At 69.1% G+C, this 14,709-nt stretch carries 13 protein-coding genes; 10 read left to right on the top strand and 3 right to left on the bottom strand.

The annotated features are described in order from the left end of the window. Window positions 1-14: 14 nt before the first annotated feature. The 3 genes from gatC to gatB are packed head-to-tail and all read left to right on the top strand — an operon-like array spanning window position 15 to window position 3,252. Entirely contained in the window at window positions 15-302 is a 288-nt protein-coding gene (gene gatC / locus HUA75_RS24360) for an Asp-tRNA(Asn)/Glu-tRNA(Gln) amidotransferase subunit GatC (RefSeq protein WP_141646512.1), read from the top strand. Window positions 303-322: 20 nt separating this feature from the next. Next, the gene (gene gatA / locus HUA75_RS24355; RefSeq protein WP_174462891.1) at window positions 323-1,783 is read left to right on the top strand and encodes an Asp-tRNA(Asn)/Glu-tRNA(Gln) amidotransferase subunit GatA; all 1,461 of its coding nucleotides are present in this window, start codon (window positions 323-325) and stop codon (window positions 1,781-1,783) included. Window positions 1,784-1,812: 29 nt separating this feature from the next. Continuing rightward, window positions 1,813-3,252 (top strand): Asp-tRNA(Asn)/Glu-tRNA(Gln) amidotransferase subunit GatB, encoded by a 1,440-nt coding sequence (gene gatB, locus HUA75_RS24350; RefSeq protein WP_174487738.1) that lies wholly within the window; start codon window positions 1,813-1,815, stop codon window positions 3,250-3,252. Here gatB and HUA75_RS24345 read toward each other — a convergent pair whose 3' ends face one another. Beyond that, on the bottom strand, window positions 3,253-4,317 hold the full coding sequence (locus HUA75_RS24345) for a carbon-nitrogen hydrolase family protein (protein ID WP_174487737.1): 1,065 nt from the start codon (window positions 4,315-4,317) through the stop codon (window positions 3,253-3,255). A 62-nt stretch (window positions 4,318-4,379) separates the two neighbouring features. Then, window positions 4,380-5,342, bottom strand: coding sequence for an isopenicillin N synthase family oxygenase (locus HUA75_RS24340; protein ID WP_174454823.1), 963 nt, complete (start codon window positions 5,340-5,342; stop codon window positions 4,380-4,382). A gap of 328 nt (window positions 5,343-5,670) precedes the next feature. Between HUA75_RS24340 and HUA75_RS46915 the strand changes: the two genes are divergently transcribed. Then, window positions 5,671-8,274 (top strand): protein kinase, encoded by a 2,604-nt coding sequence (locus tag HUA75_RS46915; protein ID WP_371746191.1) that lies wholly within the window; start codon window positions 5,671-5,673, stop codon window positions 8,272-8,274. A gap of 38 nt (window positions 8,275-8,312) precedes the next feature. On the opposite strand, the gene HUA75_RS24325 is transcribed toward HUA75_RS46915, so the two are convergent. Continuing rightward, window positions 8,313-8,672, bottom strand: coding sequence for a hypothetical protein (locus HUA75_RS24325; protein ID WP_141646507.1), 360 nt, complete (start codon window positions 8,670-8,672; stop codon window positions 8,313-8,315). 260 nt (window positions 8,673-8,932) lie between these two features. Between HUA75_RS24325 and rplU the strand changes: the two genes are divergently transcribed. The 6 genes from rplU (at window position 8,933) to HUA75_RS46910 (ending at window position 14,668) form a co-directional block, all read left to right on the top strand. Then, the gene (gene rplU, locus HUA75_RS24320) at window positions 8,933-9,241 is read left to right on the top strand and encodes a 50S ribosomal protein L21 (RefSeq protein WP_141646506.1); all 309 of its coding nucleotides are present in this window, start codon (window positions 8,933-8,935) and stop codon (window positions 9,239-9,241) included. 38 nt (window positions 9,242-9,279) lie between these two features. Further along, window positions 9,280-9,552, top strand: coding sequence for a 50S ribosomal protein L27 (gene rpmA, locus HUA75_RS24315; protein ID WP_141646505.1), 273 nt, complete (start codon window positions 9,280-9,282; stop codon window positions 9,550-9,552). A gap of 129 nt (window positions 9,553-9,681) precedes the next feature. Next, window positions 9,682-11,202, top strand: coding sequence for a GTPase ObgE (gene obgE, locus HUA75_RS24310; RefSeq protein ID WP_174454824.1), 1,521 nt, complete (start codon window positions 9,682-9,684; stop codon window positions 11,200-11,202). A gap of 4 nt (window positions 11,203-11,206) precedes the next feature. Then, complete coding sequence (locus tag HUA75_RS24305; protein ID WP_141646006.1) at window positions 11,207-11,887, top strand: RNA methyltransferase; 681 nt, start codon at window positions 11,207-11,209, stop codon at window positions 11,885-11,887. Between the two features lie 77 nt (window positions 11,888-11,964). Then, the gene (locus HUA75_RS24300; protein ID WP_174487736.1) at window positions 11,965-12,861 is read left to right on the top strand and encodes an outer membrane lipoprotein carrier protein LolA; all 897 of its coding nucleotides are present in this window, start codon (window positions 11,965-11,967) and stop codon (window positions 12,859-12,861) included. After that, window positions 12,833-14,668 (top strand): hypothetical protein, encoded by a 1,836-nt coding sequence (locus HUA75_RS46910; RefSeq protein ID WP_254627726.1) that lies wholly within the window; start codon window positions 12,833-12,835, stop codon window positions 14,666-14,668. The genes HUA75_RS24300 and HUA75_RS46910 overlap by 29 nt, the downstream gene beginning before the upstream one ends. Window positions 14,669-14,709 lie beyond the last annotated feature (41 nt).

Here is a 14,709-nt window from a genome sequence, read left to right as displayed (position 1 = left end):
CGGAGGCTCCACGCATGGCCCTCACGCTCGAGCAGGTGCGACATGTGGCCACGCTGGCGCGGCTGGCGCTGACTCCCGAGGAGGAGCAGCGCCTGTCCACGCAGCTGTCGGCGGTGCTGGACGCGGTGACGCAGTTGCAGTCGTTGGATGTGGAGAACGTGGAGCCCACGTCGCACGCCACGCTGACGGCCTCGCTCCTGCGGGAGGACGTGACGCGGCCTTCGCTGCCTCCCGAGAAGTCGCTGGCCAACGCCCCGGCGAAGTCGGGCACGTCCTTCGCGGTGCCCAAAATCATCGAGTAGTCCGAGGGGAGCCCCACGTCATGCAGCTCACGGACCTGACGATGCTGGAGCTCGCGGAGAAGCTGGCCGCGGGTCAGGTGTCCTCCGTGGAAGCCACCCGCGCGTGTCTGGAGCGCATCCAGCGGGTGGACCCGAAGATTCGCGCCTTCCTGCGCGTGGACGAGGCCGGTGCCCTGGCCGCCGCCGAGGCCAGTGATGCGCGCCGCAATGCGGGCACTCCGGCAAGTCCCCTGGACGGCGTGCCCGTGGGCCTCAAGGACCTCTTCCTCACCGAGGGGCTGGAGACCACCGCCGGCTCGCGCGTGCTGGAGGGCTTCGTGCCGCCGCTGGACGCGACGGTGGTGCGCCTGTTGCGCGAGGCGGGCCTGCCGCTGTTGGGCAAGCTCAACCTGGATGAGTTCGCGATGGGCTCCTCCAATGAGTCCAGTGCCTACTTCCCCACGCACAATCCCTGGGATGTGACACGCACGCCGGGAGGCTCCTCGGGAGGCTCGGCGGCGGCGGTGGCCGCGCGTGAGGTGTTCGGCGCGCTGGGTACGGACACGGGTGGCTCCATCCGCCAGCCCGCGGCCTTCACCAACACGGTGGGCCTCAAGCCCACGTATGGGCGCGTGTCGCGCTACGGCGTCATCGCCTATGCCTCGTCGCTGGACCAGCCCGGGCCGATGACGCGCACGGTGTCGGACGCGGCGGCGCTGCTTCAAATCCTGGCGCGGCATGACCCACGGGACTCCACGTCCGCGCCGGTGAAGACGCCGGACTATTCGGCGGAGCTGGAGCAGGGCGTGCGCGGGCTGAAGCTGGGCGTGCCGCGCGAGTACTTCGCCCAGGGCATGGAGGAGGAAGTGGAGGCCTCCGTGCGCGCGGCCTTGCGCGAGTATGAGCGCCTGGGCGCGACGCTGGTGGACGTGTCGCTGCCGCATACGAAGTACGCGCTGGCGACGTACTACCTCATCGCTCCCGCCGAGGCGTCCAGCAACCTGGCCCGCTACGACGGTGTGCGCTACGGCCTCAGGGCCAAGGACGCGCGCGGCCTCAAGGAGCTGTACTCGCTGACGCGCGAGCGGGGCTTCGGGCCGGAGGTGAAGCGCCGCATCATGCTGGGCACCTACGCGCTGTCCGCCGGCTACTACGACGCCTACTACCTGCGCGCGCAGAAGGTCCGCACCCTCATCCGCGAGGACTTCACGCGCGTCTTCCAGGAGGTGGATGCGCTGGTGGCCCCCATCTCCCCAGTGGCGCCGTTCAAGCTGGGCGAGAAGGTGGATGACCCGCTGTCCATGTACCTGATGGACGTCTACACGCTGCCCTGCAACCTGGCGGGCGTGCCGGGCCTGTCGGTGCCCTGCGGCTTCACGAAGGCGGGGCTGCCGGTGGGACTCCAGATTCTGGGACGGGCCTTCGACGAGGCCCTCCTCTTGCGCATCGCTCGGGCCTTCGAGCGCGAGCACGACTTCTTCCGCCGCCTCGCGCCCGTCTAGGGCACGAGGTCCGCATCGGTGACACCGCCATGCCCGTGAGCGATTTCCAGCCCGTCATCGGCCTCGAGGTCCACGCGCAGCTCCTCACGCAGTCGAAGATTTTCTGCGGCTGCTCCACCGCGTTCGGCGCGGAGCCCAATCGCAACACCTGTCCGGTGTGCCTGGGCATGCCCGGCGTGTTGCCCGTGCTCAACGAGCGCGTCGTCGACTTCGCCATCCGCACGGGCCTGGCGCTCGAGTGCCGCGTCAACGCGAAGAGCGTGTGGAGCCGGAAGAACTACTTCTATCCGGACCTGCCCAAGGGCTACCAGATTACGCAGTACGACTTGCCCATCTGCGAGTACGGCAAGCTGCTCATCGACACGCCTCATGGCGAAAAGCTCATCCGCGTGCGCCGCATCCACATGGAGGAGGACGCGGGCAAGAGCGTGCATGACGCGGGCGGGGGGCAGAGCCTGGTGGACCTCAACCGCGCGGGCGTGCCGCTCCTGGAAATCGTCAGCGAGCCGGACCTGCGCGACGCGGACGAGGCGGTGGAGTACCTCAAGGCGCTGCGCGACGTGCTCGTGTACCTGGGCGTCAACGACGGCAACCTGGACGAGGGCAGCTTCCGATGCGACGCCAACGTGTCGGTGATGCCCAAGGGCTCCGACACCTATGGCCAGCGCTGCGAGCTGAAGAACCTCAACTCGTTCCGCTTCGTGAAGCAGGCCATCGAGTACGAGATTTCGCGGCAGGTGGATGTCATCGAGTCCGGCGGGAAGGTGGACCAGGAGACGCGCCTGTGGGACGTCAACAAGGGCGTCTCTCGCTCCATGCGCAGCAAGGAGGACGCGCACGACTACCGGTACTTCCCGGAGCCGGACCTCCCGCCGCTGCACGTGACGACGGAGGTCATCGAGGCGGTGGGCCACGAACTACCGGAGCTGCCTCGCGCGAAGCTCCAGCGCTTCGTGAGTCAGTACGGCCTGCCCGCGTATGACGCGCGCATCCTCACCGCGGAGCGCCCGCTCGCGGACTTCTTCGAGGCGTGCGCCGAGCGCTACCCCGACGCGAAGAAGCTCTCCAACTGGTTCCTCGGGGAGCTGCTGCGGCTCTTGAAGGAAGAGGGCTCGACGGTGACCTCGGTGCGCTTCACGCCCGTGCAATTGGCGGAGCTGCTGGGCGCGGTGGACCAGGGCACGGTGTCGGCGAACGCGGGCAAGGACGTGCTGGCGGAGATGTTCCGCACGGGCCGCTCGGCCTCGGACATCATCGCGGAGAAGGGCCTCGCTCAGGTGAGCGACACGGGCGCCATCGAGGCCGTGGTGGACGACATCCTCGCGAAGAACGCGGGCGAGATTGAGAAGTACCGCGCGGGCAAGAAGCAGGTGTTCGGCTTCTTCGTGGGCCAGGTGATGCGGGCCATGAAGGGCAAGGGCAACCCCGCGCTCGTCAACGAGCTGCTCAAGAAGAAGCTCGGCGACTGATTACGCGGGACACGCGGGCACTGTGACGTGGAGCACGTCCTCGTCCTGTGGATGCGCCGAGCGGGCGAGCACCCGTGGCTGTGCATCGTCCGTGCGTTCGAGGATGAGCGAGGGCGCCTCGAAGTGGTTGTCGAACAGGTCTCCCACGAGCTGGGCCGTCACGGTGTAGCGGACCCGGCGGAAGCTGGAGAGCTGGGAGGCAAGGCCCTCGTCGAACCACTGCTCGCTTCCCGTGCGTGGGTTGTCTCCCGTCGAGTCGAAGGGCCACGGTGAGTCCCACGGCCACGGGTTGGCGGATGGGTGGGCGAGGATGTCCGCACCCAAGGCGTCCAGGTACTGCGCGCAGGGGACGAACCAGGGCTCCTTCGTGGTGTGGGGCTTTCGGAAGGAGTCGTAGCCCAACAGCGTTCCCAGTCGGCCGAAGGGTGTGGCGAGCACGGTCAGGTCCTCGGGCCGTCCGGGGCTCAGGTGCAGCACGTCCTCGCGCCCGGGCACCAGGTTCACCTTGCGCGTCACCGCCACGCAGTGGCCCTCGGGGTTGAAGGTGTGGCTGGTGTTGTACGTGCGCGCGCCTCGGGGCTCGAAGTCCGGGGTGCCGAATCCTCGCCTGTTGTCCGGGAGCAACGCGCTGCCCGCCACCACCCACAGGCCGAAGTCCCGGGCGATGCCGGAGAACGTCTCGTGCACCACGCGATGCACTCGGGAGGCGAGCGCGGCGTAGAGGCACTCTTCTCGCGTCGGAGGCTGGAGTGTTCTCCAGGCGCGCCACATTGGCCCCCACTCGGCCAGCGCCACTCGCCGCATGGCGCTTCGAGTCGTCGTGTGGCGCCGCACGCGGGGCAGGTGGCCCATCATCCCCAGGGGCGCGCCCACCAGCTCTGGCCACACCGCGAGGGCGGGATGAAGGGGACGGCCAGAGGTGTCACGCGCCCGCAGGCCATCGATTCGTGCCGCGAGCGCACGGTGCTTCGCGGTGAAGGCCGCGGGGGACGCGTAGTCCTCGAGCGCGATACGGGGCTGGAGGGCGAACAGCTCGACGTGCGTGGGGGAGAGGGCGTCGTCCACGAATGGGCCAGGGCAACCGGTGGGGCGCGAGCTCGCGCCGTCCACCGGGCGGAAGCGTGTGCCTACTTCAAGAGTCCGTTCTCCCGCAGACGCTGTTGCAGGAAGGCGCCCGCGGTGATGGGCGCGTGGCGGGCCGGGTTGTCCGGCGTCTCGGTGCTGGGCAGCGGCTTGAGCACGCAGTCCGAGAACGGATGCACGAAGAAGGGCAGCGAGTAGCGGACGGTGTCCTCGTCCGTGCTCTTCGGATTCACCACCCGGTGCGTGGTGGCGGGGATGACCTCGTTCGTCACGCGGCTGAGCATGTCGCCGGAGTCCACGACAATCTGCCCGCGCAGCGTGTCCACGGGCAGCCACTCGCCGTCGCGCGTGAGCAGCTCCAGGCCGGACGCGGTGCCTTCGCACAGCAGGGTGATGAGGTTGATGTCCTCGTGCTCGGCGGCGCGGACTCCACCCGGGATGAAGCGCTCGCGCAGCGGCGGATAGTGGATGAGCCGCAACACCGAGTTTCCGTCGGTGGCCATGTCACTGAACGTCGTGCGCGCCACGCCGAAGAACTCCGCCAGGGCCTGGAGCATGACGCCGGCGGCGCCATCCAGCTCGCGGAAGAGCGACAGGGTGTTCTCGCGAAAGGAGGGCACTTCTCCGGGCCACACGTTGGCGCCGTAGTCCTTCAGGTACGGGTGGCCGGCCGGAAGCTCGCGGCCCACGTGCCAGAACTCCTTCAGGTCCCCCACCTTGCGGTCCTTCGCGTGCTCCTTGCCGAAGCCGGTGTAGCCGCGCTGGCCCGCCAGCTCCGGCACCGCGTAGCGCGTCTTCACGTCCTCGGGGAGCTGGAACAGTCGCTCCACGTCCGAGTAGGTGCGGCGGATGAGCGCATCGTCGATGCCATGGCCGACGATGGAGACGAAGCCGAACTCCCTCAACCCCTCACCGAAGACTTGTACGAAACGAGCGCGCTCGGTGGGTGTGCCGCTTCGGTAGTGGGACAGGTCGAGGAGGGGGATGCGGCGTGAGGTTCCGGACATGGGCTGCGCACTCTAATCGAGCGTGATGGATTGTCGGCATCGACAGCGTCGGCCGGCGGACCGTCTTCATGTACCGCGGCGCTGGCTTGCGTCACACCAGCCGACATCCTCGCGGGCCGCCAGTGGTCAGCTCGGGACGAGAATGTCCAGATTAGCAGGGCAGGCCCGGGGGAGTGGCATGGCCGAGGTGAGCAGCGGTGATGCGTGCGAGGCGTGCGGCCAGCGACATGGGTCGGCGACGTCTTGCTCGACACTGGTTCGCGCGGAAGGAGAGGGGCCGGCGCCCAGGCCGAGGTGCCCCGTGGCGAGCGAGGAAGCAGACCCCTTGGTGGGCGCTCGTCTGGGCAGCTTCCGACTGGTGCGCCGATTGGGGCGCGGCGGCATGGGGACGGTGTACCTGGGCGAGCACGTGTCCATCGGCAGTCGGGTGGCGGTGAAGGTCCTGCACGAGCACCTGGCCATGTACCCGGAGCTGGTGCAGCGCTTTCACGCGGAGGCTCGGGCCGTCAATGTCATCGGCCACGAGAACATCGTCAGCATCTTCGACCTGAACGCGGGGCCGCCCCGGCCGTACCTCATCATGGAGTACCTGGACGGCGCGCCGCTGTCGGCCTGGGTGGGCACGCCGCTGCCCGCACCGGCGGTGGTGTCGGTGCTCTCGCAGGTGTGCGACGCGCTCCAGGCCGCGCACTTGAGTGGAATCGTCCACCGCGACCTCAAGCCGGACAACATCTTCCTGGTGCGGCGCGGGCGGGGCACGCCCTTCGTGAAGGTGCTCGACTTCGGCATCGCGAAGCTGGCGGATGCGAACATGCCGCAGACCCACGCCGGCATCATCGTGGGCACGCCCGAGTACATGGCCCCGGAGCAGTCACTCAGTCGTCGCGTGGACGGGCGCGCGGACCTGTATGCGTTGGGCGTCATCGCCTATCAGCTGGTTACCGGGCGCCTGCCCTTCGAGGACGAGGGGCTGACGGCGCAGCTCGTGGCCCATCAGATGCGGGCGCCGCCGCCGCCTCGCTCGGTGCATGCGGCGGTCCCCGTGGCGTTGGAGCGGGTCATCCTGCGGACCCTGGCCAAGGCGCCCGAGGAGCGGTACGCGACGGCTGCCATCCTGCGCGCGGCCCTGGAGGGAGCGCTGGCGGAAGAGGCGCGTGCGCGCACGAAGCCGGCGCGTCCTCCCGGGACTCCGCCAGCGCCCGTCAGGACGGTTCCTCCCGCTATCTCACCGGAAATCGTCGTGATGGAGGACGCCATGGCGCCCTGGTCGCCGGCGCCTCGGCCCGTGTCTCCGGGGTGGGCCTCGTCGCCTCCGCGGAGTGCGCCGGTAGCGCCTCCGCGTCTGGCTCCTCCGGGGCCTGTCGCGAGTCGTGAGGGCGCCGCGCGCGCGGGTGTGCCCGTCGGCATGGGGACGCCACCTGAGCCAGTAGCCATCGCGAGTCGTGAGGGTGCTCCGCGAGGGGGCATGCCCGTCGGCGCGGGGACACCGCCTTCGCCAGCGGCCATCGCGAGTCGTGACGTTGGTCCTCGCGCGGGCATGCCGTTCGGCGCGGGGACACCGCCTTCGCCAGCGGCCAGCGCGAGTCGTGAGGTTGGTCCTCGCGTTGGCATGCCGTTCGGCGTGGGGACACCGCCTTCGCCAGCGGCCATCGCGAGTCGTGAGGTTGGTCCTCGCACGGGCATGCCCGTCGGCACGGGGACACCACCTGCGCCAGTGGCCATCGCGAGTCGTGAGGGCGTCGCGCGCGCGGGCATGCCCTTCGGCATGGGGACGCCACCAGCGCCAGTGGCCATCGCGAGTCGTGAGGGCGCCGCGCGCGCGGGCATGCCCGTCGGCATGGGGACGCCACCTGCGCCAGTGGCTATCGCGAGCCGAGAGGGCGCTCCGCGCGTGGGCGACCCTGTCGGCATGGGGGCACCGTCCGCGCAGGCTCTCGTGCCGATGTCAGTCGCGAGTCGTGGCGGTGTTCCGAGCGTGGGCGCAGCCCTCGGGAGTGGGACTCCTTTATCGAGGGCACGCACGGTGGAGCTGCCGGTGCGCGTGGTGTTGCGGCCCGGGGAGACGCCGGTCTGGCTGACGGGCTCGGACCTGTCACGCGGAGGGCTGTTCCTGCGCAGCGAGGGGGTGCTGCCACCCATCTTCGCGCGGCTGCCCATGGTGCTGGAGCTGGACTCCGGGCCGCAGTCCGTCGTCTGCGAGGTGGTGCGCCACGTTCCGGAGGAACAGGCTCGCGTCTGGGGCATGGCCACCGGCTTCGGCGTCCAGTTCGTCGAAGCCACGCTGGCGCTCAAGGCCTCCGTGGACGCGCTCCTGCGAGCAGGTCCCAACCGCCGTCCACCTCCTCCACTCGTGCCCATGGCGGACGACGCGGAAGCCGCGCACGTGCTGGAGTCGTACCGGACGCGGCTCGCCGGGGACCACTATGCGGTGCTGGCCGTGCCCCCTGACCTGGAAATGGGCGCCCTGCGCACCCGCACACGCGAGGCCCGTGGCTCCCTGGAGTCGCTGCGCCAGCGGCCTTTATCACCCTCGCAGTGCCTGCTGCTCGACTCGGTGCTGGGCCGGCTGCATGAGGCCGGAGACGTCCTGGGCACGGTGACGCAACGGGCGCTGTATGACGCCTGGCGGGGCAATCACCGAGGTGTCGCCCGATGTCTGGAGGCGGGGCTCACGTCGGAGCAGCTCGATTCCCTCCGGCGGGAGTTCCTCGCGCGCAGGCCCCAGTCCGCGGGGATGGCGCGTGTGCACTATCTCTCCGGCTCCGCGCTGGAGCGTGAAGGGCAACTGTCGCGTGCCCTGGAGACCTACGAGCGGGGGCTGGCGCTGGACCCGCTGGAGTCGAGCCTCCACCACCGATACCGCACCGTCCGCCGGGCGCTGGATGCTCGCGGCGCTTCGGAGCGCACCAACGACAGGACCCGACCTTCCTGACGGAAGACCGGGCCCGGTGAAGCGCAAGGAGCGGGCGACTACCCGCCAGCGGCGGCGGCGCAGGTGGCGCTGATGCCCTCGGTGCGGTCGAAACAGTCGCTGAACTGGTCAATCCACTCCACTTCGCTGCCCACCCTGCAGTCCGGCAGATCCTGGATGCAGTCGGCCAGGTCGCTCAGCCGGTCCTTGTCGCTGTCCGAGCAGGCATCCAGCGCGTCCTCGCAGACGCCCTTGTCGAAGGTGTCCTCCTCCTCACCCCCCGTATCCGTGCCGCAGGCCGACACCTTCTCCTCCAGGGCCTTGTTCGCGTCCTCCAGGTCATCGCAGGCGTTTCCGCCGCAGCCGGCGCCGAACAAAAGGGTGACGGCGGCCATCAGGCCGAACATGAATTTCTTCATTGTGGAATTCCCCCCCGGGGGACAGTCAGATTGGTTGGACGGTGATCGGCCGGGCTTGCTCTGGCCGGACCATCAGGTAGGGTCGCCCTTTCCCAGGGGCAATCTGGACTGCCGGACGAGATGATCCAGCAACCGTCTTGACTCCCCAGGGCATCTCCCGTAAATCCGGCCGTCCTTTGCGCCACAGGGCGGTCCGTCCGTCCGAAATGCGCGGCCGATTCCACGGGTTGACCCAACCCGAAGCTGACAGGGGTTAGACGATGTACGCAGTGATTCGCACGGGCGGAAAGCAGTACCGCGTCGCCGAGGGCGATGTCCTCCGGATCGAGAAGATTACCGGCGACATCGGGGCCGAGGTGTCCTTTACCGATGTCCTGCTGCTGGGCGGCACGGATAGCCCCAAGGTGGGCCGTCCCACGGTCTCCGGCGCTCGCGTCGTGGGCAAGGTGCTCGCGCAGGACAAGCACCGCCGCGTCCTCCACTTCCGCAAGGAGAAGGAGGGCTGGACCCGTCGCCGTGGCCATCGCCAGCCGTATACCGAGGTGAAGGTCACCTCCATCTCCGGCTAGTCCGGACGGTTTCACCTCAACTTCAGGAGCAAGGTGTCATGGCCCATAAAAAGGGACAGGGTTCTTCGCGAAACGGTCGCGATTCCAACCCGCAGTACCGCGGCGTGAAGGTGTACGGCGGCCAGGAAGTCTCGGCTGGCAGCATCCTGGTTCGCCAGGTCGGCACGGTCATCCACGCGGGGTCGAACGTGAAGCTCGGCCGCGACTTCACCCTCTATTCGGTGGTGGACGGCATCGTGAAGTACGAGCGCCTGGGCCGCGACCGCAAGAAGGTCTCGGTCTATCCGGCCGCCGAGCAGGCCAGCGCCTGACGGTAACCCGGCCTCACAGGGCCGGTCGCCGCGAGGCATCCACGAGCGGGTCGCTTCTCCAGTCCACGCGCCCTTTCAGGCGCCCAGGACGCGAGGCGGCCCGCTCTGCGTTTTTCAGGAGACGCTTTCATGAAGTTCGTCGATGAGGTCCGCATCTTCGTGAAGGCGGGCGATGGCGGTAACGGCTCCGTGTCCTTCCGGCGTGAGAAGTTCATCGAGCGCGGTGGGCCCAATGGAGGAGACGGCGGCAACGGTGGCTCCGTCATCTTCGTGGGAGACCCGCAGCTCACCACGCTGCTGGACTACCGCTATCAGCAGCACCACCGCGCCAAGAATGGCGAGCACGGCATGGGCAGCGACTGCAACGGTCGCGCGGCCGACGACATGATCCTCCGCGTGCCGGTGGGCACGCTGGTGAAGGACCACCACACCGAAGAGCTGCTGGTGGACCTGAGCGAGCCGGGCCAGCGCTGGGTGGCGGCCAAGGGCGGGCGGGGTGGGTTGGGCAACATGAACTTCGCGACCTCGACGCGGCAGACGCCGCGCTTCGCCCAGGACGGGACGAAGGGCGAGGAAGTCACGCTGCGGCTGGAGCTGAAGCTGCTGGCGGACGTGGGCCTGTTGGGCTTCCCCAACGCGGGCAAGAGCACGTTCATCTCGCGGGTGAGCCGGGCCCGGCCGAAGATCGCCGACTACCCGTTCACCACGCTGGTCCCCAACCTGGGCATGGTCCAGTACAAGAACGACCTGTCGTTCGTGATGGCGGACATCCCCGGCATCATCGAGGGCGCCAGCGAGGGCGTGGGTCTGGGGCACCAGTTCCTGCGCCACGTCGAGCGGTGCAAGGTGTTGATCCACCTCATCGACATGGGCGCGGAGGGTGAGGGCCGCGAGCCGCTGCACGACTTCGATGTGCTCAACCGTGAGCTGGCGAAGTACAGCGCGGAGCTGGCGAGCCGGCCGCAGGTGGTCGCCGCCAACAAGCTGGACCTGCCGGATGCGCAGGCGCGTCTGGAGGCGTTCCGCGAGGCGCTGCGCGAGCGCGGCATCCGCGTGTACCCGGTGTCCTGCGCCACGGGCGAGGGCATGCCGGCGCTGATGGACTCGGTGGCGGAGGTGCTGTTCACCGGTCGCACCGAAAAGCTGCATGTCGAGGCTCCGCCCCGAGCGAAGGGCGCGAGCAGCAAGTCCGTGGCCAAGGCCGCGATTGCCAAGGTGCGCGAGACCCTCTCCAAGGGTACCGCCGCCGTGGTGAAGGCGACCGCCGCGAAGCTGGGGCGGGCGAAGAGCGCTGCTGTGAAGAGTGCTCCCACGAAGCAAGGCAGTGCGAAGGGAGCTCATGTGAAGACGACTCTGGTGAAGCAGGCCGCGGTGGCGAAGGCGGCGACGAAGGCTTCGGCGAAGAAGAGCGCTGGGGCGAAGAAGGCGGCGGCGACGAAGGCCCCCGCGAAGAAGGCCGCTGCCGCGAAGAAGGCTCCGGCGAAGAAGGCCGCTGTCGCGAAGAAGTCCGCGGCGAAGAAGGCTCCGGCGAAGAAGGCCGCTGCCGCGAAGAAGTCGACGACGAAGGCCGTGGCGAAGAAGGGCACCTCGGCGAAGAGGGCCTCTGCCGCGAAGAAGCCCGCGTCGCGCAAGTCAGGCGGAAGGGGCTGAGACGATGGCTGGCGGCGGTCCTCGGTACGAGCGCTTCGAGAAGGACAAGTTGGAGCCGGAGCAGTTCCTTCTCGATGTGCGCAAGGAGAAGATCGACCGCGTCGTCAGCCAGCGTACGCGCAACTTCACGGTCGTCCTGGACCGGCTGGAGGACAGCTTCAACATGGCCGCGGTGCTACGCACCTGCGAGTCCATGGGGGTCCAGGAAGTCCACGTCGTCATCAACCCGGAGGCACCCTTCCTGCCGAACTCGAGGGTGGCTCAGGGCTGCGACAAGTGGCTGGACGTGAAGCTCTACAAGTCCTTCGGCGAGTGTCGCGAACACCTGAAGTCGCGGGGCTTCCAGTTGTACGCCGCCGCCATCCGTGACGGTGCCACCAGCCTGTATTCGCTGCGCTTCGACGGGAAGGTGGCCATCGTCCTCGGCAACGAGCGCTACGGGGTGAGCGACGACGTGCTCAACGCCGTGGACGGGACGTTCTGGATTCCGATGCGGGGCTTCAGCCAGAGCCTCAACATCTCCGCCGCTGCCTCGGCGTGTGTCAGCCGGGCGATTGCCTGGCGGGATGAGCACCTGGCGGGGGGCTCTGGAGACCTGTCGCCGGACGAGGCGCAGGAGCTCCGCGAGCGCTTCTACGTGCTGGCCATCAAACAGAGGAAGCGGATCTTCAAGAAGCAGCCATGAATGCCGGCCCCCCGGGGCGCGTCGGTATGGGGTAGATGGACGCCGTGGGCCTACCCGGCCCCCTGGAGACGCACGCCATGTTCCTGGAAACCCTGCTCGCCACGCTCCTGTCCGCGCAAGCGGTGCCCCAGACCTCCTCCGCGCAGGCCGTCCCCACGCAGCCCGTCCTGGTGGCCCAGGGCGCGCCGGCGGGTGCTGGAAAGCCCACGGTGCCGCCTCCCACGGGCGGCGCGGCGAAGGCTCCCGCTGCCCAGCAGGGCGTGAATCTGGTGACGCCCGCCGCGAAGCCGCCCGCCACCGAGTCAGGCAAGCCGGCCACGACGCCCCCTCAGAGCGCGCCGGACACGAAGCCCGCCGTGAAGGCCACGGCGCCGATGACGCCCGAGGTGAAGTCCCTGGTGGACCGGATGCAGGCCTTCTACGAGAAGACCGGCGACTTCAAGGCGGGCTTCCGGCAGGACTACAAGTACAAGACCTTCAAGCGCACGCAGACGTCCGAGGGCGTCGTGTCCTACAAGAAGCCCGGGCTGATGCGGTGGGAGTACCAGAAGCCCTCCGTGCGCACCTTCGTGCTCGCCGGCAACAAGATCTACGCGTACGACCCGACGGCCCAGTCGCTCACGGTGGCCAACGTGGACACGAGCCAGCTCTCCGCCTCGGTGACGTTCCTTTTCGGACAGGGGAAGCTCGCGGACGAGTTCGCCATCAGCAAGGGGGCCTGCAAGGACTGCAAGGGCACGCTGCTGGTGTTGGATCCGCTGAAGGTGGAGCCCCGCTTCAAGCAGGTCCGGCTGGAGGTGGACCCCGCGTCGGCGCAGGTGCTGAAGAGCACCGTGGTGGATCCGGACGGCAGCGAGAACACCATCTCCTTCCTGGACCTGAAGACGAACGTGGGCATCTCTGCGGACAGCTTCAAGATGGACGTGCCGGACGACACTCGCGTGGATGACTTCACCAAGCAGAAGAAGCAGTAACCTGCGCGCCGTGCGCGGCGCGTTCCTGCTCTGGGTGGGTTTGAGTGTGGTGGGGGCTGGGTGTCACCGGGAGGTGGCGTCCGGCCCTTCACGTTCCGAGGGACTGACGGGGCGGACGCTGCCGCTGCTGGCGTCGCCAGCGCTGCGCCTCACCGTCGCGGGGAGGCTCGGGACTCGTGTCGTCCCGGTGGTGCTGGACGTGGCGAGGCCCTTGTCGATGGTCTCCCAGGAGTGCTTCGACGGAGGTCCTCCCGCGCCCGAGGGCACCGTGCGCGCACCTGAAATCGCGGGAGGCTTCAGGGCCTGGCCGGTGGTGCCGCTGCCCGTGCTCACCGTGGGAGGGGCTTCGGTGCCGCTGCGCACCGCGGGGCTGTCGGGTGAGAAGCCCTGCTCATTGACGCTGGGTTCGGACGTGCTGGAGCCCTATGCGCTCACGGTGGATCCGCTGCGGCGAGAGGTGACCTTCACCGCGTCGCGTCCGCGTGAGGCGCAACCGGCGGCGGAGGTGGCTTCGGATGCCGCGCGGGAAGTGCACCGCGTGGAGCTCAGTCGCGAGCCGGTGGGCGACTGGCCCCTCCTGGCGGTGCGGGTATCTCAGGGGGAGGCGGAACTCACCGGACCCTTCGTGCTCACCACGCGCGAGCCCTTCTCGCGCATCGCGGTGGGGCCCGCCGAGGCGCAGGGGCTGCAACCCTTGGAGACGGTCGCGCATCTGCCGCCGCGCACCTTCGCGGTGGACTCGGTGGACGTGGCGGAGGGCGTGGGCGCGCGGCCGCTCGTGGTGGAGGCGGCGGGACGATGGGACTCGCCGAGCAGCCTGGGACGGCTGGGGCCTGACGTGTGGGGGCGCTTCACCGCGACGCTGGATGCGAAGGGCGGGGTGCTGGTGCTGCGGCGTCCGCGAGTCCGTGCAGTGGACGAGACTGACGTGGGCTCGGTGTCATCACCACGAGCGGGGAGGGCGGAGGGACCCGATGCGGCCGCGACTTCACCACGGTCCACGACGACAGACGGCGCAGGATGGATGGGAGCGAGTGCATCCTCGCCGCCGCCCGCGGGGACAGTCGGTGCCGCACCAGTGCCTTCAGGGAGCACTGCCTCGTCTCCGTCACGCTCCACGACAACCCCTGCAGCGACAGCCGGCACTGCACCAGAGGCTTCGGGCACCGCTTCACCTTCGCCCGAGTCACCAGCACGGCCCACGGCGTCGGCGGGCCCCACGGTGCAGGCTCCTGGTGACACCTCGCCCTCAACCTCGTCGGAGCCGGCACGTCCGGCGACTCCGAGCCCCGTCGCCAGGCGACAGCAGTGCACCGATGCGCACGGCGTCTTCAGCGAAGAGGCCTGCTACGGCCTGCACGTGCGCAAGGAACCCGAGGGCGGCATCTCCGTGGTGGGCGCGGTGTTCCGCGACCTGCCCGAAGGCGGACGCCTGCACCTGGAACCTGTCGGCCCGGATGGCCGGCGCCTGGAATCCGGGTGCGGAATCGGCCTGAGCTTCCCGGCTACCAGTCGCGGTTTGACGACTCAGCACCGCCTGCCGTGGCCGTCGCTCGCACAATCCCTGCCCGTGTGCCGCGCGGCGCTCGTTCAGGCGCGAGGCTTCAACCTGGCGCTCTTCGAAGAGGGCAGTCAGCCCGAGTGCCCCACGGCGTGCGCCTTCGTCACCGAGACGTCCTCGCGCCGCACGGTGTGCGAGTGCCAGCCCACGCCCCTGGGAGAAGGGGTCGCCGCGCCATCCCTCAAGGCACCGTCTCGCGAACCACCGCGCGAGGAGCGCGAGCTGGAGCCGGAAGATCCCCGGTAGCTCCAGCGCTCCACACCCTGCGGTTCAACACTCCGCTGGGT

Origin of the sequence: Myxococcus sp. CA040A (assembly GCF_013336725.1) — a bacterium.
Classification (GTDB): Bacteria; Myxococcota; Myxococcia; order Myxococcales; family Myxococcaceae; genus Myxococcus; species Myxococcus llanfairpwllgwyngyllgogerychwyrndrobwllllantysiliogogogochensis.
This window is presented reverse-complemented; position numbering and strand designations above follow the sequence as displayed.